23 protein-coding genes are annotated in these 26348 nt (G+C 36.8%); 12 read left to right on the top strand and 11 right to left on the bottom strand.

The annotated features are described in order from the left end of the window. Positions 1 to 32 precede the first annotated feature (32 nt). From ruvA to ABWO41_RS00345, 8 genes are all read left to right on the top strand, one after another. A complete protein-coding gene (ruvA, locus tag ABWO41_RS00380; RefSeq protein ID WP_353131914.1) occupies positions 33 to 617 on the top strand; it encodes a Holliday junction branch migration protein RuvA in 585 nt (194 codons plus the stop codon). Further along, the gene (sov, locus tag ABWO41_RS00375; RefSeq protein WP_353131912.1) at positions 618 to 7691 is read left to right on the top strand and encodes a T9SS outer membrane translocon Sov/SprA; all 7074 of its coding nucleotides are present in this window, start codon (positions 618 to 620) and stop codon (positions 7689 to 7691) included. 53 nt (positions 7692 to 7744) lie between these two features. Then, entirely contained in the window at positions 7745 to 7999 is a 255-nt protein-coding gene (locus tag ABWO41_RS00370; RefSeq protein WP_353131910.1) for a DUF1456 family protein, read from the top strand. 33 nt (positions 8000 to 8032) lie between these two features. Continuing rightward, positions 8033 to 8410: a glycine cleavage system protein GcvH gene (gene gcvH / locus ABWO41_RS00365; RefSeq protein ID WP_353131908.1), complete on the top strand. Its 378-nt coding sequence runs from the start codon at positions 8033 to 8035 to the stop codon at positions 8408 to 8410. 3 nt (positions 8411 to 8413) lie between these two features. After that, positions 8414 to 8803, top strand: a complete 390-nt coding sequence (locus ABWO41_RS00360; RefSeq protein WP_353131906.1) for a VanZ family protein — start codon at positions 8414 to 8416, stop codon at positions 8801 to 8803. A 205-nt stretch (positions 8804 to 9008) separates the two neighbouring features. After that, positions 9009 to 9224, top strand: coding sequence for a FeoA family protein (locus ABWO41_RS00355; protein ID WP_353131904.1), 216 nt, complete (start codon positions 9009 to 9011; stop codon positions 9222 to 9224). Positions 9225 to 9231: 7 nt separating this feature from the next. Next, positions 9232 to 11349: a ferrous iron transport protein B gene (gene feoB / locus ABWO41_RS00350; protein ID WP_353131902.1), complete on the top strand. Its 2118-nt coding sequence runs from the start codon at positions 9232 to 9234 to the stop codon at positions 11347 to 11349. A 10-nt stretch (positions 11350 to 11359) separates the two neighbouring features. Then, positions 11360 to 11977 (top strand): SprT family zinc-dependent metalloprotease, encoded by a 618-nt coding sequence (locus ABWO41_RS00345; protein WP_353131900.1) that lies wholly within the window; start codon positions 11360 to 11362, stop codon positions 11975 to 11977. Positions 11978 to 12166: 189 nt separating this feature from the next. Here ABWO41_RS00345 and azu read toward each other — a convergent pair whose 3' ends face one another. Continuing rightward, a complete protein-coding gene (gene azu / locus ABWO41_RS00340) occupies positions 12167 to 12697 on the bottom strand; it encodes an azurin (protein WP_353131898.1) in 531 nt (176 codons plus the stop codon). 114 nt (positions 12698 to 12811) lie between these two features. Further along, entirely contained in the window at positions 12812 to 14203 is a 1392-nt protein-coding gene (locus ABWO41_RS00335; RefSeq protein WP_353131896.1) for a LutB/LldF family L-lactate oxidation iron-sulfur protein, read from the bottom strand. 129 nt (positions 14204 to 14332) lie between these two features. Between ABWO41_RS00335 and ABWO41_RS00330 the strand changes: the two genes are divergently transcribed. Beyond that, entirely contained in the window at positions 14333 to 15340 is a 1008-nt protein-coding gene (locus ABWO41_RS00330) for a LacI family DNA-binding transcriptional regulator (RefSeq protein WP_353131894.1), read from the top strand. 109 nt (positions 15341 to 15449) lie between these two features. On the opposite strand, the gene hisS is transcribed toward ABWO41_RS00330, so the two are convergent. The 5 genes from hisS to fumC all read right to left on the bottom strand — a co-directional run bounded on the left by hisS (position 15450) and on the right by fumC (position 19934). Further along, positions 15450 to 16832, bottom strand: coding sequence for a histidine--tRNA ligase (gene hisS / locus ABWO41_RS00325; RefSeq protein ID WP_353131892.1), 1383 nt, complete (start codon positions 16830 to 16832; stop codon positions 15450 to 15452). Between the two features lie 278 nt (positions 16833 to 17110). Next, the gene (locus ABWO41_RS00320; protein ID WP_353131890.1) at positions 17111 to 17530 is read right to left on the bottom strand and encodes a hypothetical protein; all 420 of its coding nucleotides are present in this window, start codon (positions 17528 to 17530) and stop codon (positions 17111 to 17113) included. Next, positions 17527 to 17979 carry a low molecular weight protein-tyrosine-phosphatase gene (locus ABWO41_RS00315; RefSeq protein WP_353131888.1) on the bottom strand — a complete coding sequence of 151 codons (453 nt, stop codon included), beginning with the start codon at positions 17977 to 17979 and terminating at the stop codon, positions 17527 to 17529. The genes ABWO41_RS00320 and ABWO41_RS00315 overlap by 4 nt, the downstream gene beginning before the upstream one ends. Before the next feature lie 9 nt (positions 17980 to 17988). After that, positions 17989 to 18486, bottom strand: coding sequence for a hypothetical protein (locus tag ABWO41_RS00310; protein WP_353131886.1), 498 nt, complete (start codon positions 18484 to 18486; stop codon positions 17989 to 17991). A 50-nt stretch (positions 18487 to 18536) separates the two neighbouring features. Beyond that, a complete protein-coding gene (gene fumC / locus ABWO41_RS00305) occupies positions 18537 to 19934 on the bottom strand; it encodes a class II fumarate hydratase (RefSeq protein ID WP_353131884.1) in 1398 nt (465 codons plus the stop codon). Positions 19935 to 20157: 223 nt separating this feature from the next. Here fumC and ABWO41_RS00300 point away from each other — a divergent pair, with 223 nt between their 5' ends. The 3 genes from ABWO41_RS00300 to ABWO41_RS00290 all read left to right on the top strand — a co-directional run bounded on the left by ABWO41_RS00300 (position 20158) and on the right by ABWO41_RS00290 (position 22522). Further along, entirely contained in the window at positions 20158 to 21372 is a 1215-nt protein-coding gene (locus ABWO41_RS00300; RefSeq protein ID WP_353131882.1) for a serine hydrolase domain-containing protein, read from the top strand. Between the two features lie 118 nt (positions 21373 to 21490). After that, on the top strand, positions 21491 to 21814 hold the full coding sequence (locus ABWO41_RS00295) for a YbaB/EbfC family nucleoid-associated protein (protein ID WP_353131880.1): 324 nt from the start codon (positions 21491 to 21493) through the stop codon (positions 21812 to 21814). Between the two features lie 15 nt (positions 21815 to 21829). After that, positions 21830 to 22522, top strand: coding sequence for a metal-dependent hydrolase (locus ABWO41_RS00290; protein WP_353131878.1), 693 nt, complete (start codon positions 21830 to 21832; stop codon positions 22520 to 22522). Positions 22523 to 22713: 191 nt separating this feature from the next. On the opposite strand, the gene ABWO41_RS00285 is transcribed toward ABWO41_RS00290, so the two are convergent. The 4 genes from ABWO41_RS00285 to ABWO41_RS00270 form a co-directional block, all read right to left on the bottom strand. Beyond that, positions 22714 to 23679: an ABC transporter permease gene (locus ABWO41_RS00285; RefSeq protein ID WP_353131876.1), complete on the bottom strand. Its 966-nt coding sequence runs from the start codon at positions 23677 to 23679 to the stop codon at positions 22714 to 22716. Beyond that, positions 23676 to 24629 (bottom strand): ABC transporter ATP-binding protein, encoded by a 954-nt coding sequence (locus tag ABWO41_RS00280; RefSeq protein ID WP_353131874.1) that lies wholly within the window; start codon positions 24627 to 24629, stop codon positions 23676 to 23678. Before ABWO41_RS00280 ends, ABWO41_RS00285 begins: the two co-directional genes overlap by 4 nt. Positions 24630 to 24634: 5 nt before the next feature. Continuing rightward, complete coding sequence (locus ABWO41_RS00275; protein ID WP_353131872.1) at positions 24635 to 25774, bottom strand: COG1470 family protein; 1140 nt, start codon at positions 25772 to 25774, stop codon at positions 24635 to 24637. Positions 25775 to 25977: 203 nt separating this feature from the next. Beyond that, a partial coding sequence (locus ABWO41_RS00270) for a hypothetical protein (protein ID WP_353131870.1) occupies positions 25978 to 26348 on the bottom strand: 371 nt, incomplete at its 5' end.

Genomic DNA, 26348 nt, shown 5'->3' with positions numbered 1-26348 from the left:
TATATTTATCTTGTTTTATTGTTGTGTAATTTATGTACGAATATATTGACGGTAAGTTGGCTTATAAATGTCCAACTTACATTGTTTTAGAAGCAGGTGGAATAGGTTATCATATCAACATCTCATTAAACACGTTTTCACTTGTAAAAGATCAGGAAAGATGTAAACTTTATACCTGGTTGCATGTAAAAGAGGATGGACATACGATGTATGGATTTGCCGAAGAAGGAGAACGGAGATTATTTCTTCATTTAATCTCTGTGAATGGGATAGGACCAAATACAGGAAGAATGATGTTATCCTCCATTTCTCCGGTCGAAATCGAAGAAGCTATTATCAGAGGTGATGTCGCACAAATAAAAGCTATCAAAGGAATAGGACCAAAAACAGCACAAAGACTAATTATAGAACTACAGGACAAGCTGAAAAAAAGTGGGGATGGAACATTGATAGCCATCAGACAGGACCATACAGCTAAAGAAGAAGCCATCAGTGCGCTGGTGATGCTCGGGTTTGTAAAAAACAGTGCTGAGAAGGCTGTTGAAGCAGCTGTAAAGGGATCGGATAAAATTTTGTCGGTTGAAGAAATAATAAAAGTAGCTTTAAAGAGTTTATAATTGAAAACTAACCAAAACCTCTTGATACATAATTTTACCCGTCTTGTTTTAAGACTGTTTTTTGCCTCACTGATTCTGATCACACCATTTTTCGATGCGACGGCTCAGAGTAATAAAAACGAAGATTCTAAAATGTCTTATCCGGTTAAGGATGAGCCAACGACACCTATTTTTGGTAAAAGTGGTGTTTTTCTGAAAAATCCGGAAAATATCAAGCGAACTGTAACTTATGATCCTATCACAAAAAAATATATTGTGAAAGAGATGGTGGGAACCAGAGAATACCGGCCGGCACAATATTTATCTTTCAGTGAATATCAGAAATTAGAACAACAAAGAGTTCAGCAGGAATATTGGGACAATCTTGTGGTCACCAGTATGGAAAAACCAGAGAATGGCATAATTCCATCTGTAAGGGTAAAAAGTAAGTCTTTTGAAAAGATTTTTGGTGGAAACACTATCAATATCCAGCCTAGAGGAACGGCAGATTTAACTTTTTCGGGCAGAATTAATAAAAATGAAAATCCGCTGTTTAACGAACGACAGCGTGTGCAGGGGAATTTTGACTTCGATCAAAGAATCCAGATGAATTTAACTGGAAATATAGGAGAGAAGCTGAAAATAACAACCAATTATAATACTGAAGCACAATTTGACTTCGAAAATCAGCTTAAGCTAGAATATACGGGGTATAAAGACGAAATTTTGCAGAAGTTTGAAGCGGGTATGGTTAGCTTCCCTTTAAATACAACATTAATTTCTGGTAGTCAGGCTTTGTTTGGAGTAAAAACCCAGTTGCAGTTTGGCAGACTGGGAGTTACCAGTATTTATTCTCAACAAAAATCACAAGCAAAGGAAATCAACATTACTAACGGGGCACAGCAAAATGAATTTAGATTAACAACAGATAATTACGAAGCCAATAAACACTATTTTTTAGCCCAATACTTTAGAGACAATTTTAATAGGGCAATGTCAAATTTGCCTATTGTTACATCAGGGATTGTAATTACGAGAATAGAAGTTTGGGTAACTAACAGAAGTAACAGTACAACGGATTCCAGAGATATTCTTGCTTTTATGGACTTAGGCGAAAATGCTCCATTTAATAGCCCTGCTAATATTCCGGGAGGAGTATTTGTGGGGGGCATGAGTCCCTTGCCTTCTGCTTTTGCCGATCCTAACTTCCCCGCACAATCCAATAACTTGCTTTCGGCAATCCCTCCGGGGTCAAGGCAAACGAATAATAATGATCTGGACGTTTTTTTTGCAGGTACAAGAAGGACAGATAATTATGCTAAAATTACTTATGCCAGAAAGCTGAATGACAGAGAATATACATTAAACTCTACATTAGGATACATTTCATTAAACAGTTCTCTTAATGCTGATGAGGTTTTAGCGGTTTCTTATCGTTATACCTATAATGGCAGAGAATATCAGGTGGGTGAACTTTCTACTGACAGGCCTGTAAATCCAGCAACTCCAGAGGTTTTATATGCCAAATTGTTGAAGAACGAAACCCTTAAAACCGATTTGCCAATATGGGATTTGATGATGAAGAACATTTATTCTTTGGGAGCTTATCAAATCAGTAAAGACGATTTCAGACTCAATGTCTTTCGTTTGGATGAACAGGGATTTGAAAAACCATTGCTTACTGAAGATGCAACCGATGCAAATGGTAAAATGTGGATTCAGATTTTAGGTTTAGACAGATTGAATCAGCAGGAAGATAAGAAGCCTGATGGTTATTTTGACTTTTTGGAAGGTCAGTTGATTGATTCTCAAAACGGACGAATTGTTTTTCCTTATGTAGAGCCCTTTGGACAGGATTTAGAAAATATTTTAGGCAATAATCAATCTCTGACCGATAAATATGTCTATAAACCACTTTACGATTCTACAAAGGCCATCGCACAGCAATATTTTCCAAATTTAAATAGATATGTTATTGCCGGTACCTATCAATCGCAGGTAAGTTCAGAATTTCAGCTGAATGCGATTAATGTTCCCGAAGGATCTGTAATGGTAACTGCAGGCAATATACAGCTAACAGAAGGAGCAGATTATACGGTAGATTACAATATAGGAAGGGTGAAAATCCTAAATGAAGCCTTGTTAAATTCCGGACAACCTATTAAAATCAGATTGGAAAGTAATGAACTCTTCGGTATCCAGCAAAAATCGCTCTTTGGAACCCGGTTTGATTATAGGGCAAACGAAAAGTTGAATTTGGGTGCTACCATTATGAGCCTTAAGGAAACGCCATTAACACAAAAGGTGAATTTCGGAGAAGAATCTATTTCCAACACCATTTACGGCTTTGATTTGAATTATAATACCAATAGCAGATTTTTAACGAAGTTAGTTGATAAAATTCCTTTTATTTCTACAAAAGAAGCTTCTTCATTTACATTTGGAGGAGAATTTGCAAAATTTAACCCCGGACACTCCAAAGCAATTAATTCAGATGGAGGTTCTGGCGGAGCAAGTTATATCGACGATTTCGAAGGAAGTAAGTCCATTATCGATTTAAAAAGTCCGATAGCATGGCAAATTTCCGGAACACCGCAGCGATTTGCAGAGGCGCAATTAAATAGCGATTTAGCATATGGTTATAACAGAGCAAAACTGTCTTTCTTTACCATCGATCCTATTTTCTATAACAGAACCGGAGGGTTTACCCCACCGAATATTGCAAATAATAAGGAGGAGCTTTCTAACCATTTTGTAAGGGAGGTTCTGGAAACCGAGGTCTTTCCCTTTAAACAAATTCCTACAGGTAGTTTATTAACATTACCAACCTTAAATCTGGCGTATTATCCAATGTTGCGTGGGCCCTATAACTACATCTCGACAGGATTGAGACCCGATGGAACTTTTTCCAATCCGAAAGATAAATGGGGAGGAATGTTCCGCAAGATCGAAACCAATGATTTTGAAGCATTAAATATTGAGTTTGTTGAAATGTGGATGATGGACCCCTTTGTATATAATACCACCGCAGAAGGAGGAGATTTATATATCAACCTGGGAAATATATCTGAAGATATTCTGAAAGATGGGCAAAAAAGTTTAGAAAATGCGCTTCCCGCAGATGGAGATCCATCTAAAACAGAAACTACAGCGTGGGGACGTGTTGCTAAATTACAGCCTGTAATCAATGCTTTTGATAATGATCCTAATGCCAGACAAGTACAGGATGTGGGATTAGATGGATTGGATAATGATTCTGAAGCGCAACATTTTGGTCCTCAGGTGAATCAAATTGCACCTTTGCTTAACCCGGATGCTGCCGAAAAATTGAGAAAAGACCCATCTACAGATGACTTTGAGTATTACAGAGGACCACAATTAGATCAGATGAATGCCGGTATTTTAAGGCGTTACGAGAATTTTAACGGTACTGAAGGAAATTCAATGACGCGGCAACAGGCCATGGACAAGTTGGGAATAGAAAATGCGGCCGCTACCGCTTTGCCAGATGGGGAAGATATTAATAGAGACAACAATTCTACAAGAGCCGATGAGTATTATGAATATAGAGTAAGTCTGAGACCTGCAGACATGGAAGTTGGTAAAAACTATATTACCGATGTGGTAGAAGCAAATGTTAAATTGGCAGACGGGACAACCAAGCCTGTAAAATGGTATCAGTTTAGAATACCAATAGCAGATAAGGATAAAGAAGCTGTTGGGGGAATACAAGACTTTAAATCTATAAGATTTATGAGGATGTATATGACCAATTTCGCTGATACAGCTGTAGTTCGTTTGGCAAAATTACAATTGTTAAGAGGTGAGTGGAGAAGGTATAATGCAGAAAGCAGGGCAGATAGAGTTTTAGCAGATGAGAGTTTAGGCCCGCAAAACCCAGACCAGTCAATTTTAGAAGTAAGTACAGTAAATATTGAAGAGAACGGAACAAGAACGCCAATTCCGTATGTAGTTCCCCCAGGTATCCAGAGAGAGCGGGATTTTTCTAACTTCCGAGGAGACACCAGACAAAACGAACAGTCTTTATCAGTTATTGTAAAAAATCTGAGCGAAGGGTTTGCAAGAGCAGCTTATAAAACCACCATGAATGATGTAAGGGCTTATAAGCGAATGAAGATGTTCATCCATGCAGAAAGTGCAGATGAGGCGAAACCTTTAAACGATGGGGATGTGAGCGCTTTCATCCGTGTAGGAACAGATTACAATGATAACTACTACGAATATGAAATACCGTTGAAAATTACCAATAAAGGAACACGTGATCCGGATTTAATCTGGCCACAGGAAAATTATCTGGATGTAGAATTTGCTATTTTCCAAAATGCGAAAACAGCCAGAAATAACTATAGAGATCCAATTAGTGGGCAGCCCTGGGATTACAGCAAGCCTTATGTTTACACGAATGGAAACAATAAAGTGACCATTAAAGGCCAGCCAGATTTAAGTAAGATCAGGACGATTATGTTAGGTGCCAGAAATCCGATCGGAGGACCTACGGATGAGAGGAGTGTCGAGATCTGGTTCAACGAATTAAGGCTTTCAGATTTTGATGAAAGAGGAGGTTGGGCAGCTACAGCAAGAATGAATGCAAAACTGGCCGATTTTGCAGATGTAACCATGTCGGCAAGTAATACTTCTATAGGATTTGGCGGATTAGAGACCCGTATCAGCGAAGTTAACAGGTCTGAAGACAGGTATTTCGATCTGGCTTCCAGTTTCGAGCTTGGTAAATTCTTCCCGGAAAGGTCTGGAATAAAAATTCCAATGTTCTTTAACTATTCAACTCAGGTAAGTACTCCTATGTACGACCCAAGAAATCCGGATATAGAACTGAAGAATATTATGTCCCAACTCAACAGAACGCAAAAAGATTCCATTTTGGAATATGCACAGGCGTTAACAACCAGACGGGGAATCAATTTTACCAATGTGCGTAAAATAAAAACTAGTCCCGATGCAAAAACAAGGTTATGGGATATAGAGAATTTCGCTGTAAGCTATGCTTATACCGAATACGATCATAAAGACTTCACTACGCAGAATGCTATGCAGAGAACGCATAGAGGAGCCTTATCCTATAATTACAACAAACAGGCAGAATTTATTTCGCCATTTGGAAAAGTAATTAAAAATAGGAACTTAGGCCTGGTTAAAGATTTCAACTTCAACCTGCTTCCAAATTTGCTCAATTTTAGAATAGAAGTAAACAGGTTATATTCCGAGAATACTTTGAGGGATAACGATCCGAATAATTTCATTCCAATCAGTACCACATTCAATAAAAACTTTAATATTACCAGGTTATATGGTGTGAGCTGGGATTTAACAAAATCGCTGAAATTGGATTTCAACGCTACAAATCTATCTGTTGTTGATGAGCCGGAAGGGCGAATTACAGGTCTGAAGAGAGATACTGTCTGGAATAATCTGAAAAGATTAGGCCGCACAACAGATTATAATCATAATATGACTTTAAGCTATACGGTACCTATCAATAAAATCCCGTATTTAGATTTTGTTAATCTGGTTACACGTTACCAAACCCAGTTTAACTGGATGACAGAACCATTATTAAGCTTAAACGATCCAAATCTTAACTTTGGTAACAGTATTCAAAACTCCCGTACCATTCAGGTAAATCCAACCCTAAATATGAATACGCTGTACAATAAATTTGGATTTTACAGAGAATTAAGAAAAAATCAGGATAAGGGATTTGGAGGAACTTTATTAAACATACTGTTTAGCGTTAAAAATATCAGTGGTTCTTATATCAAAAACGAAGGAACATTCTTACCAGGATATTTACCAAAAACAGATGCGTTTGGTGTAGATTTCTCTCTAAATGCCCCGGGATTAGGATTTATACTGGGTTCACAGGCAGATCTTCGGGATAGGGCCATTCGAAACGACTGGCTAACCCAGGATACGCTAATGAATCAGCTGTATGTACAGTCGTTTAATGAAAAGATCAATTTTAGAGGAACTTTAGAGCCTTTTCCGGATTTAAGAATTGAGCTTACTGCATTAAAAAGCAGCAGCAAGAATTACAGTACTAATTTCAGATATGATGACGACAGGCAAGGTTTCTATAATCTGAGCCCTATTACAAGCGGAGATTACAGTATTTCTATCATATCTTTAGGAAGCGCGTTTAAAGACAAAAACAGCAGTAAACACTCTGCTTTGTTTCAGGAGTTCCTTGCCAATAGAAAAGTAATTTCTCAAAGACTTGGACAAGAAAATCCAAATAGTGCAGGTATCGAGCCCGATGGATATGCCGACGGTTATAGTAAAAACTCACAAGATGTACTGATATCGTCCTTACTGGCAGCATACCTAAATAAAGATCCGAATAGTATCAACTTAAGCAGTTTTCCGAAAATACCAATTCCTAATTGGAGGTTGACGTATAATGGCTTGTCTAAGATGGACTTGTTCAGCAATTTATTCTCGTCATTTGATCTTTCGCATGGCTATAATTCTACTTATAATGTAAATAGCTTTAGCTCGCTCATCAGGTACGGAGAAAATAATGGAGCTGTTTCATCAAGAGATGTTGCAGGAGATTTTCTACCATTCTATCAATTCTCTCAGGTTACTTTATATGAGCAGTTTGTTCCTTTGTTAGGTGCAGATATGAGGTTTAAGAATAATGTAACGATGAATGTAGAATACAGAAAATCCAGATCCTTAAGTTTTAGCTTAGCGAATAGTCAATTGGCTCAACAAAAAGATCAGGCATTTGTTGTAGGGTTTGGTTATAGGACCAATAATTTCCGATTCCCTTTTGGTATGTTTAAAGGAACGGTACTTAAGAACGATTTGAATTTTAAAATAGATATTGCAATCAGAGATAATAAGACCGTAATCTACAGGGCAGATACAGATGATGCAGAGATTTCCGGAGGTTCTAAAAATATTACCTACCGTCCGAGTATCGATTATGTAGTCAATCAAAGATTTAATCTGAGGATTTATTACGACACCAATATTACAAGGCCATATACATCGCAAACATTCAATACGGCGTTCTCTAATTTTGGTGTGAACCTTCGATTTACAATTCAATAAAGAAAATAGGGATGTTAAAACATTTATTCTAATTTTGGGACTAAATTTGAAGGATGAGTAACAACGAGATTTTTAAAAAGCTAAGAGTCGCATTGCATTTACGTAATGATGAAATCATCGAGATTATGAAACTGGTGGATTTCCGGATTACAAAAAGCGAACTTGGAGCCTTTTTTAGAAAAGAAGATCATCCAAATTTTAAAAAATGTGGAGATCAGGTATTAAGGAACTTCCTGAATGGATTAGTAATCCATATGAGAGGAAACAAAGTTGAGGGAGATAAGACAGAGACTGAGAACGCAGAATAATAGACAAAAAATAATTTATCAGAAATAACTAAAATGAATTTTCCAGCAGAATTAAAGTATACTAAAGACCACGAATGGGTTAGAGTAGAAGCAGACTTTGCTTACATCGGCATCACAGATTTTGCGCAAAGAGAACTTGGAGACATTGTATTTGTAGACATTAATACGGTGGGTACGGAAGTAGCAGAAGGTGATATTTTTGGTACCGTAGAAGCCGTAAAAACGGTGTCAGATTTATTTATGCCTGTAACGGCTACCGTATTGGAACTTAACCCTCAATTAGATGCAAGTCCCGAATTAGTGAATTCAGATCCTTACGGCGAAGGCTGGATGGTAAAAGTTAGTTTACCAACAGCAGAAAGCAAAGGTCTTTTGTCGGCAGAAGAATACATACAGTTAGTAGGCGCATAAAAAATGTTAAAAGATATAAAGTATCAGGGATGGGCAATTCTTTGGACTGGCTTAGTCCTGATACTTTGTAATTTGCCTTCGGCAGATCTTCCTTCATCAGAGAAATTTTTTGAAGGTTTTGATAAAATGTGCCATTTAGGTTTCTTTTTTGTATTGGCCGTATTGCTTTTATATGGAAAGATAAAACAGCAAAAAAGTTACGAATATAGCTGGCTTACCATAATCAAAATCATCTTGTTAACGGCGTTTATTGGTGGAGGAATAGAAATTTTACAATGGAAAGTTTTTACTTACAGATCGGCAGAATGGTGGGATTTCTTTTCGGATATGGCAGGCGTAGGTATGGCTATCTTTAGTTACATGATATTGCACAGGAAGTTCAAGCATGCATAAAAAATATTTTCTCATTTTACTGATTACATTGTTTACGTTGCTTTTTTATTCATGTTCAGTTTTTAAGCAAGGTTGTAAATGTCCTAAGTTTTCTAGTAGAAATGTAAATTTCTAGTCACTTTCAATACTTCATTCTTTTACTTAAATACCTTATTTGGAATTATTATAAATAAGGTGTAAATTCGGAGCAAATCATAATCAGGATATGAAACTTTCTCAATTAAATAAAGGCGAACAAGGCATCATTAAAGAGTTTACTGACTTAGAAATGTCTGTTAAATTAATGGAAATGGGTTGTTTGCCAGGAGAAATTGTAAGAGTAGAAAGGATTGCCCCCTTAGGTTGCCCAATAGCTGTTAGCGTTTCTGGTTATCAATTATCTCTAAGAGTACAGGAAGCCGCAACTATAGAATTAATTTAAGATTGTATTGGAACATAGCATCAGAGTAGCATTAGTAGGTAACCCGAATACCGGAAAGTCTACTATTTTCAACGCATTAACAGGACTAAATCAAAAAGTCGGGAACTTCCCGGGAATAACTGTCGATAAAAAATCGGGTACTTGTAAACTCCCTGATGGGAAAATCGCGGAAATAATAGATCTACCAGGTACTTATAGCTTATATCCGAAAAGTATAGACGAGTCTATTGTATTTCAGGTATTGTCTGATCCCAGCCAGTCATCTTACCCGGATCTGGTAATTATAGTTGCTGATGCAACAAATTTGAAGCGAAATCTGCTGCTTTATACCCAAATTGCAGATTTAAAGCTCCCGGTAATCGTAGCTTTAAATATGATGGATCAGGCCGAAAAAGGAAATATTGATATCGATATTGATGGTCTTGCAAAAAAACTAAATGTTCCCGTTGTTCCTTTAGCAGCAAGAAAAGGTAGAGGTTTAGAAGAATTGAAGTCGGCTATTGCTCATTCTACCCGTTTACCGTTGCAGAATGATACCATTGATGTCGTTAGTCTGGCTCCTGATTTAATAGCTGATATTCAGGGTGAGTTAGTTATTGAGAATCCTTATGTAGCCTTACAGGTTGCACATCAGCATGAGTATTTAAGATACCTTTCTAAAGAAAAAAGTAATAGAGTAGAAGAACTTGAAGGGAAACATAATTTCCATACACAGGAATCTCAGGCGAAGGAAACCATAGAACGTTACAACTATATTAATGATATTCTCTCAGATACGGTAAGTCATAGATCTGTCGCATTAGAAGAAAATATCAGTAATAAAATAGACCATGTGCTTACCCATAAAGTTTGGGGTTTCGTAATCTTCTTCGGCATTTTGTTGTTTATCTTCAATGCTATTTTTTCCTGGTCTTCCTATCCTATGGATTTGATAGAAGGTTTATTTGTTTGGATCTCTGAGGTAGGACACGAAAAGCTTCCTGCAGGGTTACTAACTGATTTGATTTTAGACGGGATAATCGCAGGTTTAGGAGGAATTGTAATTTTTATCCCTCAAATAGCTATTCTTTTTGCCTTTATTTCCATTTTAGAAGAAACCGGCTATATTGCCCGGGTTACGTTTATGATGGACCGGCTAATGAGAAAAGTTGGGCTGAATGGTAAATCTGTAGTGCCGATGATAGGCGGTTTAGCCTGTGCAGTACCTTCAATTATGGCCGCAAGAACCATCGAAAACTGGAAAGACAGGATAATAACTATTATGGTTGTTCCTTTGGTAAGTTGCTCTGCCCGTTTACCCGTTTATACATTGCTGATATCTTTAATAATTCCTGAAGAAAAAGTCTTTGGAATATTTAACCAGCAGGCATTGGTCTTAATGGGGCTTTATATACTAAGCTTGGTGGCAGCTTTTGTAATAGCATGGATAATGAAAAAAATCATTAAGTCACGGGATAAAGGTTACTTCGTAATGGAAATGCCTGTATACCGTATGCCCAGATGGAACAACGTATTGCTCACGATGTACGATAAATCCAAAACATTTGTTATAGAAGCCGGTAAAGTAATTATTGCTATTTCTATTATTTTATGGGTATTGGCAACCTTTGGCCCGGGAGGTAGATTCGAACAGATTGAAGCTAAATATGAAAAGGAATTAGCTTCTGCAAATGAAAAGCAAGCGGCGCATATAGAAGTTTTAATTGCCAAGGAGAAATTGGAGAACTCGTATATTGGTATCTTGGGACATACGATAGAACCGATAATAAGACCTCTGGGATATGATTGGAAGATAGGAATAGGTATTATTACCTCGTTTGCAGCGCGTGAAGCATTTGTAGGGACTATGGCAACAATTTACAGTGTAGATGGTGGAGATGAAGATACCAATACGATTAGAGAAAGGATGGCAGCCTCTATAAATCCGAAAACCGGGTTGCCGGTTTATACGGTAGCCACTGGTATCTCTTTAATGCTTTTTTATGCTTTTGCAATGCAATGTATGAGTACAGTTGCGATTGTTCATAGAGAAACAAAATCATGGAAGTGGCCTGCTATACAATTTGTTTATATGACAACTTTGGCTTATATAACTGCTCTTATAGCCTATCAGCTACTAAAATAGCAATCTTTCTATGGAAGACCGCAAAGTAAAAATATTGACTGAATATATGCCGGAAAAGGCTGCTTTGCTTATAGCCGAATGGATAGATAAGTATAAATGCGAATTCAAGATTACCAAAAGCAGAGAATCTAAATTTGGTGACTATAGGGCTCCATATCAGGGAGCTGGGCATCGTATTTCCGTAAACCATAATTTAAATCGTTATGCTTTTTTAATTACTACTGTACACGAGTTTGCACATTTGCTTACTTATAATCAATGGAAAAGTAGGGTTAAGCCGCATGGAACGGAATGGAAAAATAACTTTAAAAGGATGATGATCCCATTTTTTGAAATGACTATTTTTCCTTTAGATATTGAAAAGGCCTTAGCGAAATACCTGAAAAATCCGGCAGCTTCGAGCTGTACAGATCAGGGGCTTTTTTCTGTGCTGAAAAAGTATGATGTTAAGCAGGATTCTGAATATGTAAATATTTCGGAAATTACAGAAAACCAAATTTTTGAAATTAAAACCGGACGAAAGTTTAAAAAACTTACCAGAAACAGAACCCGCTATAAATGCCTTGAGATTTCTACCGGCAAGATCTATCTCTTTAGCCCGTTGGCAGAAGTGAAAGCAATTTCATAAAAAAGTAATCTAAAATAGACGTCGGGAAGGACTAAAAATCTCCGTTACCCAACAGGGAATTGAGAAAAGCGGCGCTGTCTGTTATGCTTGTACAAAGGTAACAGACAGCACCTCAAATGCAATTAGTATTATTGATTTACAAGGAACAGTAAGCCTATTAAATAACTCCTGTGATTTACATTCATTTGTTTATTCTGCTATGATTTTACCCTTCATAAATGTTGAATGTCCCGGAAAAGAACAAAGAAATTCGTATGTCCCCGGTTCTTCTAAAGTAAATGTAATGGTATCGGAATCGCCTCCACCTAACAATTTTGTATGGGCAATAATTTCGTTGCTGAGAGATGTCGGAATATAGTCTGTCGATTTAGCTTTAATTGCTTCGGCAGCGAAAGCATTCAGATCCGAGCCTTTTTTGAGAACAATAACGTTATGTCCCATAACGTCTTTTTTCATGGTTCCTACATGTTTCAATGTTAAATGGATGGGGTCTGCCGCTTTAACCCTAAATTCTGTAGTGTTGAATCTCATTTGATCATTGCCTTCCAATACTATCTCCTGAGATAATGGAGCGGCAGAACTGGTTACCTGGGGTTCAGTAGATTTAATCTCGGGTTTTGTAGTTGAATTTGATTCAGTTTTCCGTTCTCCGGAACCACCACAAGATAAAAGTGCAACACAGGCAAATACAGTCAATACATGGAATTGAATTTTTTTCATGGTTGATGGATTTTATTTTTATAAAAACCCACAAAGATGATACCTAGTTTAAAACGGAGATAAAAGCGTAGAAGATATTATTGATATATAATCGCTTTTGATTAAGATAGTTAATTATGCATCTTTCTTAATTCCGTTATTCTCCTTCCATTCCTGACTAAAAGATTTTTTGCTTACTTCCGGAAGTACTCTGCTCTTTCCCCACAATTTCGAAAAGAAGTTCTTTAAAAAGAAGTTTTTCCATTTTCCGCCAAAAAGATCGACCAGTTTTCTGTTCGTCATAGCCTTTTTCCAGAAAAACCAACCTATGTTCTCTGCTTTAGTACTTAAATTCTCATTAACAGCGTCTCTACGGTTCAATAACAGCATTTTGTGGATATCTATCTTAACCGGGCACACCTCTGAACATTTTCCGCAAAGGCTGGATGCGTAGCTTAGATGTTTGAAGTCTTTCATCCCCTGAAGATGAGGCGTAATAATTGAGCCAATTGGACCGCTATAGGTGGTCTCATAAGTATGTCCGCCTATATTCTTATATATTGGACACCCATTTAAACATGCGCCACACCTGATGCAATATAAACCTTGTCTTTGCTCTTTTTGTGCCAACAAATTAGTACGGCCATTATCTAACAGAATAACATACATTTCTTCCGGACCATCCGTTTCATGTGCTTGTTTTGGGCCGCTTAAAATGCTATTATAGACAGTTAAGTTCTGACCGGTTCCATGAGTCGACAACATAGGCCAGAAAAGAGCCAGATCTGCAAAAGAAGGAATCATTTTTTCGATTCCCACAATGGCAAGATGTATCTTTGGAAACGTTGTTGTTAATCTGGCATTGCCCTCATTTTCGGTAAGAGCAATACTACCCGAATCGGCAATTAAAAAGTTAGCGCCAGTAATACCAGCATCAGCAGTTAAATATTTGTCTCTTAGCAGCTCTCTGGCTTTTAAAGTTAACTGTTCTGGTGTAGCATCTAATGGTGTACCGAATTTTCTATGAAAAAGCTCTGCAATTTTTTCTTTGTTAAGATGCATTGCAGGAGTCACAATATGATATGGTTTTTGACCAAGTAGCTGTACAATGTATTCTCCCAGATCAGACTCTAATGATTCGATACCATTTTTTTCGAGGAAATCATTTAGGTGGATTTCCTCTGTAACCATTGATTTAGATTTAATGACACTTTTCGCCTGATGTCTTTTAAGGATTTCTAGGATTTCTTTATTGGCTTCGGCGGCATCGTTTGCCCAGATAACTTTACCTCCTTTTTTCTGAAAATTAGCTTCAAACTCAGGAAGTAATTTATCCAGGTTTTCCATAACCTTCCACTTAATTACATGCCCCTTTCTTTTAGCATGTTCCAGATTAACCAATCTTGATAATCCACGACTTACCGCAACATCATATTTGCCAATGTTATAATTAATGATATCTCTGTGTTCCTTATCGAAAGCCTTCTCTGCAGAAGTGTTTATAAAATCTCTGGCAAAAGTTGTCATATTGCAAATGTAGGAATAAATGCTATTTTTTACCTACGTCGATTTTTAGAGAATATTGTCATTTTAACTTTTTAATTTTTAAATAACCTAGTATTTGCCTACTTTTAAGATGTATACAAAGCCGAATTCATGTTTAAACCTACTACAATTAAAGATATTGCTAAGGCGTTAAACCTATCTACCTCAACAGTTTCCAGAGCCTTACGCGGAGGGTATGAAATAAGCGAAGAGACCAAAAGGATTGTGCTGGAGTATGCAGAGAAGATTAATTTCCAGCGAAACCCTATAGCGCTAAGCCTTAGAGAAAGAAGGAGTTATTCTATTGGTGTGGTAGTATGTGAAGTGGCCAACCAGTTTTTTTCTCAGGCAATTGACGGGGTAGAGTCAATAGCTTATAGTAAGGGATACCATGTTATTATTTCGCAAACACACGATAAATATAGCCGGGAAGTAATTAACACCGAACACTTAGCCAATAGATCTGTAGATGGTCTGTTGATTTCGTTAAGTGCCGAAACCAAAGACTATAGCCATTTAATAAAACTACATCAGCAAGGTTTGCCGATTGTTTTTTTTGATAGGATATTAGATTCGATTAATACACACAAAGTAACCAGCAATAATCAGGAAGGAGCGTTTAAAGCAACCGAATACCTGATTAATAAAGGTTGCAAAAGAATTGCGCATTTAGCCAATGCTTCTCAGCTATCTATCACTTCGGAAAGAAAAACAGGTTACGAGGACGCTTTGAGAAAGCATGGAATAGAGCCAAACCCTGATTTGGTAAGGTATTGTAAATATGGTGGTAGTAACAAACAGGAAGTAGAAGATGCAGTTAAATATTTCTTAAATATGCCAGATAAGCCAGATGCAATATTTGTAGCAAGTGACAGATTAAGCACCGGATGTCTGGCGGCATTAAAAAAATATAATATAAAGAACGATATATTGATTGCAGGGTTTAGTAATTCCGATGTGGTTGAACTCTTAACTCCGTCTCTTTCTGCTGTAAGACAGCCTGCATTTGAAATGGGCAGAAAAGCAGCGGAGATGTTAATTAGCCTGATTGAAAGTAAATATCCGGTAGAAGAATTTGAAACGGCTATCCTGGATACAACATTCCATGAAAATGCCTGAAAGAGATTATTTAACCGCAAAATTCACATAAGACTTTGTACACTTTGCGATTAAATCTCTGTGCGCTTTATAATCTCTTAGTGTTCTTTGCGATTAAACAGTTAAACGGCTAAGCATTTGATAGCAATTCTATGATTTCCTCAACAGTTATCTGCCGTTGTTCGCCACTATCCATGTTTTTAAAAGCCAATTTGCCACTTTGCATTTCATCCCCACCTATTACAATGGTATAAGGAATATGCTTGTCATTTGCATATTGCATTTGTTTCTTCATTTTTGAACCAAAGGGATAGAGCTCTGAATTGATAGCAGCTCTTCTCAATTTAGCTAAAACCGGAATAGCGTATCGTTCTTCTTCTTCCCCGAATACGCAGATGAGTACTTTTGTACTTTCTTCAGATGCTTTTGGAAATAAATCCAGTTCTTCCAGAACATCGTAAATTCTATCTGCACCGAAAGAAACTCCGGCTCCTGTTAGATTTTTTAAACCAAACATTCCGGTAAGATCATCATAACGGCCACCGCCGCCAATAGAACCCATTGCAACTTCATTCGTTTTTACTTCAAAAATACAACCTGTATAATAGTTTAAGCCTCTGGCTAAAGTAAGGTCTAACTCAATTTGAGCAGTTTTAATCTCGAAGTTTGACAGATATGCTAAAACGGTTTCAATTTCCTCTATTCCTTTCAACCCATTTTCAGAATTTTTAAGAATATCTTTCAGTCGGTCTAACTTTTCTTCATTATTGCCATTTAGTAGAATAACTGGTTTTAGAATTTCCAGATCTGAAGAAGTAAAACCTTTCGATAAAAGTTCGTTTTCTACACCCTCCAATCCAATTTTATCCAGTTTATCAATAGCTACCGTCATATCGACAATCTGACCCGGTTTACCAATTAGTTCGGCAATTCCGGTCAATATTTTTCGGTTATTAATCTTAATGCTGAAATCTTTTAATCCAAGTTTGGTCAATGCTTCATCGTAAATACAAATGAACTCCGCTTCATTTAATAGCGAATCAGAACCGACAACATCTACGTCGCATTGATAAAATTCCCGGTATCTTCCCTTTTGCGGTCTGTCTGCTCGCCAAACAGGTTGTATCTGAAATCTTTTAAAAGGAAAAGTGATTTCATTTTGGTGCATCACCACAAAACGGGCAAAGGGGACCGTTAAATCGTAACGTAAAGCTTTTTCTGAAATTAGTGATAAGATACTTTTGGAACTGAAAACATTATCAGCAGGCTTTTTAGATAAAGCTTTTTCATAAAAGTCTCCACTGTTTAATATCTTGAAGATCAGTTTGTCGCCTTCCTCGCCATATTTTCCGGTAAGCGTATCCAGGTTCTCCATGGTAGGAGTTTGGATTTCCTGATATCCATACTTCCTGAAAACTGATTTAATGGTATTGTAAATGTAGTTCCTCTTTTGAGTTTCTATAGGGCCAAAATCTCTTGTGCCTTTTGGAACCGAAGCCTTAATAGTTGCCATGCCGCAAAAATAAGGATTTGGAAGATAATTTAGGATTAAATTTACCGCAGGCTAGTGAGCTATCTGAAAGTGATTTTAAAAGGTTGGCTTTCAGGAAAACTATTCAGTTAGGTATTATAAGAATAAACACAAATACTGGAGGAGCGATTGAAACTTATGCCATTTCAACTAATCGTAAGGAGTGGAAAATTTATAACCCAAAACGCACTTTATTTAGGTTTCTACATGTAATGAAGAGATTCCTCCATTCCCTATGATCAGTCAAAACGACGATTATCTTATTTAAATTCTCCCGAAAAATACCATTTATCTATTATGTCCTGCCTTTGCTTTGCAGAAAGTGCAGAAAATTCAGGGTTCTTTTTAAGAAAATTTTTTAATGCTGTTAATTGGTTAAACCATAGACTGGCATATTCTCCTGAGTTTTTCATACCGTGTTTACTCAGAAATTCAGCATAGGTTTTTTCGTTCCGCATGATTTTTTCACGGTTTTGTTCTATTTCTTTTACCGCTGCTTCCGATTTTGGAAGTTTAAAATCAGTTTTTTTGTTATCGAATTTCTTTTTTGCTTTTAAGTAAGCTACGAATGTTGGGTCTTCTTTTGCAGAGTAGTAATAATAATCAAGGTTTTTTGTTTTTTTCTGAGCAAAAGTAGCTAAACTACAAGCCAATAAAATAAACAGGATTAATCTCTTCATTTTGTTAGTTTTTCTTTATTTAATGATTCTATCAATTTTTCGCATTGTGCATGAATAAGATGATAAACCGAATCAAATTGACTATCATCCCAATAGGGGTCTGGTACGGCACCATTTGGGATAAACAAGCTTACCTTTTCTTTATGCTCCTGCGTTTTTGCTAATCTTATAACGTCTTTATAATTGTTTTCGTCCATTACAAAAATAAAATCGTAAAGATCATAATCTTTAGTGCTGAATTGTCTTGCTCTTTGAGAAGTAATGTCTACCCCATAATTTTTAGCAACAGCAATAGATCGCCTGTCTGGTTGATTACCAATGTGCCAGGAACCTGTACCGGCCGAATCTATTTCCCAGTCGAATCCCTTTTGTTTCGCTAAATGTTCTAAAATGCCGTGTGCCAATGGAGAACGGCAAATATTGCCCAGGCACACCATTAATATTTTCATGCCTTCTACTTAATTTTGTGCTGTTGTATTGCAGCTTAATTTCTCTTTCAAAACTATAATATGTGGAAGAGAAGTAACGGTGTTATTAAGCATTAATGTATCTGCACTTATTTTTTTAATTATAAACTCTTCCTTGAAATTTCCAAAACGATAGCAATCTCCCTGTGGTTTAAAACGGTAAGTAGAGCTAACAAATGCACCTTCTAAATGTAAAGTGTCCTGTCTAACTTTGTAAGTCCCTTTAACATATTCCTGCCATTCATTTTGATTGTAACATTCGCCACCGTTCAGGTTTATTTTTGAGTAGTTTTTAATATTTAAATAAAAAGAATCACAAACGAATCTGAAATGATACTTTTCATAAGAAACCAATTTATCTTCAAAAGGTATCGAATCTTCTGTCCAAAAGCCCTGTAAAAATTCCTTCCCGGAATTGTCTGGCGGGGGATTAAAGGCACAAGAACTTATGGCCAATGAAATAATAAAAACTAAAAACGATTTCTGCATTCTACTCGGTAAGACAAAGCGGGTGCTTTAAAAACACCCGGCTTTTTGTGTTATTTTAAAGAACCTACCATATCTTCAGGTCTAACCCATTCATCAAATTGTTCAGGAGTTAATAAACCTAATTCTACAGCAGCGGTTTTTAAAGTTTTATTTTCTTTATGTGCTTTCTTTGCAATTTTTGCCGCGTTTTCATACCCCACATGTGGGTTCAAAGCAGTAACCAGCATTAATGAATTTTCAAGATGTTGTTTAATAACCGGCAAATTTGGCTCGATACCTGCTGCACAATGGTCATTGAAAGAAACACAGGCATCACCAATTAAACGCGCAGATTGTAAAACGTTAGCTGCCATTACCGGTTTAAATACGTTCAATTCAAAGTGTCCGTTTGTACCGCCTATCGAAACGGCAACATCATTACCAATTACCTGAGCACAAACCATTGTTAATGCTTCTGGTTGAGTAGGGTTAACTTTCCCCGGCATAATAGAAGATCCGGGTTCGTTATCAGGAATGATAATTTCGCCAATACCACATCTAGGACCAGAAGATAACATTCTGATGTCATTAGCAACTTTCATTAAAGAAACGGAGGCTCTTTTTAATGCCCCAGATAACTCTACCATGGCGTCGTGAGCAGCTAATGCCTCGAATTTATTAGGAGCTGTTACGAAAGGTAATCCTGTTAAATCTGCTATATATTTTGCTACCAGAACGTCATAGCCTTTTGGCGTATTTAAGCCGGTACCGACTGCGGTGCCGCCTAAAGCCAATTCTTTAATCATCTCTAAAGCATTGTTAATCGCTCTGATGCTATTGGTTATTTGTTGTGCATAACCAGAAAACTCCTGTCCTAATGTTAAAGGTGTCGCATCCATAAAATGGGTACGGCCTGTTTTAACTATATCCTTATATGCTTCTGCTTTTTTAGCCAGTGTGTTTCTTAGCAATTCCAATCCCGGTAAAGTTATTTCTACTACCTGCTTATATGCTGCGATGTGCATTGCGGTAGGGAAAGTATCATTAGACGACTGAGATTTATTAACGTCATCATTAGGATGAAGAATTTTCTTTTCATCAAGTAAAGAACCACCATTATTCACATGAGCGCGATATGCTATAACCTCATTCGCATTCATGTTAGACTGAGTCCCAGAACCAGTTTGCCAGATTACCAAAGGGAACTGATCGTCCAATTTTCCTTCTAAGATTTCGTCACAGACTTTTGCAATAAGCTCTCTTTTTTCAGCAGATAACACACCCAGGTCAGCATTTGCCATAGCTGCCGCTTTTTTCAGGTAAGCAAAAGCGTAAATGATTTCTTTCGGCATAGACGCCTCCGGACCTATTTTAAAATTGTTTCTTGAACGTTCGGTTTGCGCTCCCCAGAATTTGTCTGCAGGAACTTTAACCTCACCCATGGTATCATGCTCAATTCTGTATTCCATTTTTACTGATTTTTGATTAACAGCCAAATTTATGATTTTATTTTGGTTGTGGGTTAGGAGTTTTTCGGTTATAAATTATACATGAAAAAGGATATCAACTGAAAACAGACAACTTCAGAAGGGAAACTGGCCTAAATGTTTAAAACTAAGCCTTAATTATTGAATATATAATTTTTAATTTGCCAGCTTTATAATTTTTGGTTGTAAAAAACGATATTATTTGATGAGATTATTTAGAACCTTAGCTATTGCCGTATTTTCTGTAGTTGTTTATTCCTCATGTTCTCTATCGGGAAACGAAAAGAAAGATCCTAAAGCCAGGACAGATAAAGATGATAAAACCGATAGCCTTTTATTAGTTTATGATCAAAAAAATGAAGATCCCTACATTGCCGATTTCATGCGAAACCTTCATAAAAAATATGGTTTCAACGGAAATGTTATTGTAGCAAAAAAGGGAAAAATTTTATTCCAGGGAAGTTACGGTTGGGCAAATTACCTGCTAAGAGACAGCCTTAAAATAGATTCTGAATTTGAACTTGCCTCCGTTACTAAAACATTCACTGGCGTTGCAATTATGCAGTTGCTGGAAGGAGGAAAGCTATCTTTAGATGATAACGTGAAAAAATATTTCCCCAATTTCCCTTACGACAATATTACTATCAGACTGTTGCTTCCCCATCGTAGCGGAATGATGAATTATGTATACTTTGTAGATGATATCTGGAGAAAAGAAAAACGAAATATGCGTAAGGGAATCACCAATGAAGATGTAATGAATATTATTGCAGAGCATAAACCCACACCATATACAAGTCCTGATAGGACTTTCCATTATAATAATTCCAATTACATGGTGTTGGCCGCTATTATAGAAAAAATTACTGGTAAAAGTTATGCGGAATATGTGATGGAGCATATTTTTAAACCTGCAGGTATGAAAAATACCCATGTTTATTCAACCGCAGTTTATGATAAAATTCCGGTAGATGTTGTTGGGCATGATAGGACATGGAGGTATTCTGTAGCGCAAAACTTTTTAGATGGTCCTGTAGGCGATAAGGGGATATATTCTACAATTAAAGATTTAATACTTTACGATCATGCACTAAAAAATGGACGTTTATTAAGTCAGCAGAGCTTAGACTCTATGTACACGGGAAGAAATAAACCCCAAAACGGGCATTTTAATTACGGTTATGGATGGCGAATTTTTGATGGCAAAAATGGAGAAAAAGTGGTTTATCATACAGGTTGGTGGCATGGTTTTAGAAATATATACGTGAGAGATTTAAATAACGAAATTGTTATAGCATTTCTGGGAAATTTAACGAACGGTAGTCTCTTGCATTTAGATGATTTATACAAACATCTAAAAATGCCGGTAATTAGAAAAGGAGCTTATGGAAGAGACGGAAGCAGTTCCGATTTTGATTAGAATTCTTAATTTCAAGCTAAAGTTCGATGGTTTGGTTCGGGAGATTAAAATTCGGAACTTCTAATAACACATTGTTTTGTTAATGAACTAAATATTAATAAACTAAAACACTAAAGATATGTTTGATAAATTGTTTGAAGCTCAACAAAAAGCAGAAGAAATAAAAAAGCGCTTAGATAGCATCAGCGTAAGAGGAGAGGCCGAGGGTGGCGCTATTCAGGTAATAGTAACAGCCAATAAAAAAGTAAAGGAAGTGAAGATTGATGAAGAGTTTTTTAAAAATGCTGATAAAGAAGAAATTGAAGAGTTACTGGTTGTAGCATTAAATAAAGCCTTTGAACAGGCAGATAATATTTCGCAATCGGAAACTGCCGCTATGACACAAGAGATGTTGGGAAGCATGGGCGGTTTAGGAGCATTGGGTAAACTTTTTGGTAAATAATAATTCAAATGCACTATGAAAGTAAATTATTTTGGACATTCTTGTTTCTTACTGCAAGCTGCAGGGAAAAGAATCCTGATAGATCCGTTCATTTCTCCCAATGAATTGGCCAGAGATATCAATATAGATGAAATTGTATGTGACTATATACTGGTTTCTCACGGTCATAGCGACCATGTTGCAGATTTAATCGATATAGCAAAAAGAACTGGAGCAACCATTATAAGTTCTTTTGAATTGGTGCAGTGGGCTTCGAAACAAGGTGCTGAAAAAGTTCATCCTATGAATTTGGGAGGAAGCTGGGACTTTGATTTTGGTAATGTTAAAATGACATATGCTGCACACTCTAATTCCTTGCCGGATGGAAGTTACGGAGGTACAGCCGGCGGATTTCTGGTGAAAACCGAGAACAAGACCTATTATTACTCCGGAGATACGGCTTTAATATCTGATATGAAGTTATTAGGAGAACTTTATGATATAGACCATGCTTTCCTATGCATTGGCGATAATTTTACAATGGGAGTAGATGATGCCATAATAGCGGCGAAATTTATCAACTGCAAAAAAATTATCGGGATGCATTACGATACATTTGGTTATATAAAAATTGATGAAGAAAAAGCGAAACAAAAATTTGAAGATGCAGGTCTGAAACTGACATTAATGAAGATTAGTGACAAGCCGGAAGATGCAGAGGAAATATAATACTGTTTCAGAACGCTTGCTGTCGAGAGCGAACCATCTATTCTGCAAGACAATGAAGTCGGGAGATCTCTTTCAGAATCGGATCTGATGAGCAGTCTCCCTTCTGTCGTACAATAATGTTTCCTTCTTGAGAGTGTTCGTCATTACAATATCTCCATTAACTCATGCTCAGATTTATAAAATCAATTTGTTTAGGCTCTTATTTCTCTGCGCATAAAACTAAAATAAGACAATGCAAAACATATAATCGTAGCAGCCAGTAAACCTGTTAATTGACTCCATACAATTTTTATACTTTCCCATATTGGCAGGGGAGAAGGGATTGCACCTTGTACTTGTTCCATACTTAAAGGGCCAAGGCTACGTATAGAAGGCATTAACAATATATTTGTGCCGTCGTCAAAGAGCTGATTTGGCGCAAAGCGTGTGATAGTCAATATGAAGTCCTGATAAGCTTTTATTTCCTGGTAAGACGAATAAGGGGCTGGCATCATTCTTTTTGCAATCACGTTTACAATTAAAGGGAAAAAGATAGTGAAGAATAGCCATATTGCAATACCAATAAGAGCAGAAGTGGCCGGAGATCTCCATAAAACCGAAAAAAGGATAGAGAGATTAAGCCAGAATCCAACATATACAATGTTTAATAGTAAAAAGAGGCATAATCTGCCACATTCATGCCAGGTAGGAGACAAACCTGTCCAGATTATAGCAGCGCCGGTAGTAAGCAAAAACAGTGTACTAAACAGGCTGGCTATTATAAGTATCGCCCCTGTAAACTTAGAGTTTAAAAAACTGTCCCTGTGTATAGGCTGCGACAAAATTCGGCTGATTGTTCTATTGTTAAATTCTGAATTTACAGCATCAAAACCTAAAAATATTCCTAAAAGAGGTCCCAGAAAACCTACAAACACATGGAATGGAGGTAAAGTCCCGTCGGAACTAGTGAAAATTTTTAGAAAGAAGAAAGCTGAATCCAGATCATTCGGGGCAGGTATGTTTTTCCTTAAAACAGATAACGAATTGTATAAAGATGCTACACAGGTTAATAATACAATAGCCAATAAGATAATGAATTTCCAGCTTTTTATATAATCTGAAATTTCTTTTTTAATGAGTATTTTGAAAGATCTAAAATTGAAATCAGCTTTTTTCATAATCTGTTTTCCTCAAAATAATACGAATAAATATCATCAAGGTCATAGCCTTTTTGCAGTATTTGCCTGATTGGTACTTCCTGATCTGACAACGCTTTTATCAAAGGAGTATTGGACGAAAAAGAATGATGAATAGCAATTTGCTTTCCATTCATATCTGTATGTTCTATACCATCAATATTCAGGAGTCTAGATTTTATGGCGTTTATCTCATCTGTATCATTGAGACCAGTATCTAATAAGGTCGTTACACCATTATTTCTAAATAATTGATGAGCCAAATCTTGAACCTTACCATGTGCTATCAGATTTCCTTTAACAAAAATTCCCACTCTGTTGCAAACCTCCTGTACCTGGTGAAGATGATGCGAAGAAAGTAAAACTGTAAGATTTTCTTTTTTACTAAGTTTCTGAATGAGAGCTAAAAATTCTTTAACACCTGTGGGGTCGAGTCCAAGCGTAGGTTCATCCAATATAATAATTTTGGGGTTTTTAATAAGTGTATCAGCCAGTCCAAGACGCTGTTTCATTCCGCGCGAATAGGTTGATACTTTTTTATTACCCACTTCCTTAAGCCCAACTGTAGTAATAAGGTCTTTAGCTTTTCCGAGTGCTTCGTTATAACTATAACCATTAAGCTCAGCAACCAGAACAAGATTATCTAAACCAGTCCTTTGCTCATAGAAGCCAATATTGTCCGGTAAATATCCAACCAGTTTCTTGACATCAACAGGGTGCGTCTGCGGGTTTATTCCATCAACCAGAACCGAGCCGGAAGCTGGTTCTGTTAGCCCTAGTATCATGAGGATAGTAGTAGATTTTCCAGCGCCATTTGGACCTAGCAGACCAAATATTTCTCCCTTGTGTATATCAAGATCAAGATGATTTACCGCAATATGGTTATGATATACTTTTCTAAGCCCTTTTATAGAAATAATAGGAGTATCCACACTTATTACCTCCTTCCATATTTACGAATCAAATAATATACTCCGCCAATAGCCAATGCGATTAACAATATTCCGAGCCATCCTCTCAGAATCGAAGTTTCTACAGTAATTCTGAATTGTGCCTGACCATTTGCTTCTGATGATCTGGCAGAGACAGTTAACACATAATCGCCTGCTATGGCATTGGATGTCGGTTTAACACTCATGTTGACCGTGGCAGATTCACCAGCTTTTAGCGTAGTAATTCTGGTTGGTTCAAATATGACTTCCCAGTTGGCTGGGGCTTCCGATGACATGTTAATCTGACTAAGGTCTGAAGCTCCGGTATTTTTTACCAACAGCTGCATTTTTTTGACCGATCCACTGGTCGCTGTGGTGCTTAATGCTCCTGATAGGGTAGTTAATTCTAGTTTATAGGATCCTGTTATGACGACTTCAAACGTGATTTCCGACTGATTATTGGCATTGGTGGCTCTAACAGGTATTTTATAACTCCCTTTTTTTACTCCTTCAGGCGCATTAATTTCAACTATAATATCTTTACGTTGATTGGGCTCAATATTAACTGAACTTACCTGTTTACCTTCAGATTTAAATACGATACCCCATCCTGAGGCGGCGTTTGCAGACAAAGCATAAACCTGGCTATCTGACGATCTGTTAAACAATGTCGCATTGTAGGTAAATGTCGAGTTGGCAGAACCCTCCATATTGGTCTGGTTCGAACTTAATTCGGAGCTTGAAACACCTTCTTCTGTTATCTTAATAGTAAGTGGTAATCTTGCTTCATTCCCTGCAGACACATAAAATGTATAAGAACCTTTGGCCTGCATACCGGGAACGAAAATTTTTAAGTTTAAAGTTTTCCGATCTTTCGGAAGGACAGAGAGTCGGTCTATAACATAATTGCCCGATTTGAGTTCGTAATGCCAACCTTTTGGAAGAGCAGACAGGGAGATGTCGTTGGTTTTAACACCATTGCTGTTATTAATTAACTCGATGTTGTAATCTACTACTTCTCCGGGAGAGACTGAGATTTTGGGATAGGTGGTGTAGAGTTGTACACTCTGAGCATTTAGTTTTGTGAAAACCATCAAAATAATGCCCAGAAAAATTAACCGAAGCCTTTTTTCTCTATTCGACATAGATCTTTAATGTGGTTTAAATTAATAATTTAGAGTTTCTGAATCGAATTTATAGAGGGTCTAAAAAAAATCAAAAAATTTAACATTTTTTTGCAATTCATCCTATAGTTAGATGATTTTAATATATAGCAGATGTCTGTGTTTGAGTAGTTTAGTATATGGTGGATTACCCTATGAGTTCCTAATAACTTTTGTTGTTCTTGTTAAAAATTCATCTGTAAAAGTCGGAGCATATTCATTGCCTTTTTTATAGAATCAGAGTTGTTACTCTTCCTGTCTATAGTTGTTGTTTCATCACCATGAATATCTTTAGATTTCTTAATAGAAAGGACTTCCTGTCCATTAGAATCTTTTACCGTAGTAATAATATCTCCGAAAATGTTGGTAGAGGTGGTTACCGTACCATCGTCGGTACTGTTTGCTCCTTTGATGCTGATTATCTCACTGCCAAAAATATCTTTAGATTTTTTTATGGATAAAGATTCTTTCCCGTCATGGCCTTTGATACTTTTTATCTTTTCCCCAAAAATATTGATAGACGAGGTTATTGTAGATTTTGCTCTGCCGTTTTCGT

Origin of the sequence: Pseudopedobacter sp. (assembly GCF_040392825.1) — a bacterium.
In the GTDB taxonomy this organism is placed as follows: Bacteria; Bacteroidota; Bacteroidia; order Sphingobacteriales; family Sphingobacteriaceae; genus Pseudopedobacter.
The sequence above is the reverse complement of the archived record's forward strand: the minus strand, read 5'-3'. Positions and strand labels throughout refer to the sequence as shown.

Coding starts and splice junctions, on each gene's coding strand:
- ABWO41_RS00275 (WP_353131872.1), bottom strand. CDS start 25,774: ATGTCGAATAGAGAAAAAAGGCTTCGGTTAATTTTTCTGGGCATTATT.
- ABWO41_RS00330 (WP_353131894.1), top strand. CDS start 14,333: ATGTTTAAACCTACTACAATTAAAGATATTGCTAAGGCGTTAAACCTA.
- ABWO41_RS00360 (WP_353131906.1), top strand. CDS start 8,414: ATGTTAAAAGATATAAAGTATCAGGGATGGGCAATTCTTTGGACTGGC.
- ABWO41_RS00345 (WP_353131900.1), top strand. CDS start 11,360: ATGGAAGACCGCAAAGTAAAAATATTGACTGAATATATGCCGGAAAAG.
- azu (WP_353131898.1), bottom strand. CDS start 12,697: ATGAAAAAAATTCAATTCCATGTATTGACTGTATTTGCCTGTGTTGCA.
- fumC (WP_353131884.1), bottom strand. CDS start 19,934: ATGGAATACAGAATTGAGCATGATACCATGGGTGAGGTTAAAGTTCCT.
- ABWO41_RS00370 (WP_353131910.1), top strand. CDS start 7,745: ATGAGTAACAACGAGATTTTTAAAAAGCTAAGAGTCGCATTGCATTTA.
- ABWO41_RS00320 (WP_353131890.1), bottom strand. CDS start 17,530: ATGAAGAGATTAATCCTGTTTATTTTATTGGCTTGTAGTTTAGCTACT.
- ruvA (WP_353131914.1), top strand. CDS start 33: ATGTACGAATATATTGACGGTAAGTTGGCTTATAAATGTCCAACTTAC.
- ABWO41_RS00355 (WP_353131904.1), top strand. CDS start 9,009: ATGAAACTTTCTCAATTAAATAAAGGCGAACAAGGCATCATTAAAGAG.
- ABWO41_RS00310 (WP_353131886.1), bottom strand. CDS start 18,486: ATGCAGAAATCGTTTTTAGTTTTTATTATTTCATTGGCCATAAGTTCT.
- gcvH (WP_353131908.1), top strand. CDS start 8,033: ATGAATTTTCCAGCAGAATTAAAGTATACTAAAGACCACGAATGGGTT.
- hisS (WP_353131892.1), bottom strand. CDS start 16,832: ATGGCAACTATTAAGGCTTCGGTTCCAAAAGGCACAAGAGATTTTGGC.
- ABWO41_RS00315 (WP_353131888.1), bottom strand. CDS start 17,979: ATGAAAATATTAATGGTGTGCCTGGGCAATATTTGCCGTTCTCCATTG.
- ABWO41_RS00300 (WP_353131882.1), top strand. CDS start 20,158: ATGAGATTATTTAGAACCTTAGCTATTGCCGTATTTTCTGTAGTTGTT.
- ABWO41_RS00295 (WP_353131880.1), top strand. CDS start 21,491: ATGTTTGATAAATTGTTTGAAGCTCAACAAAAAGCAGAAGAAATAAAA.
- ABWO41_RS00290 (WP_353131878.1), top strand. CDS start 21,830: ATGAAAGTAAATTATTTTGGACATTCTTGTTTCTTACTGCAAGCTGCA.
- ABWO41_RS00335 (WP_353131896.1), bottom strand. CDS start 14,203: ATGACAACTTTTGCCAGAGATTTTATAAACACTTCTGCAGAGAAGGCT.
- ABWO41_RS00285 (WP_353131876.1), bottom strand. CDS start 23,679: ATGAAAAAAGCTGATTTCAATTTTAGATCTTTCAAAATACTCATTAAA.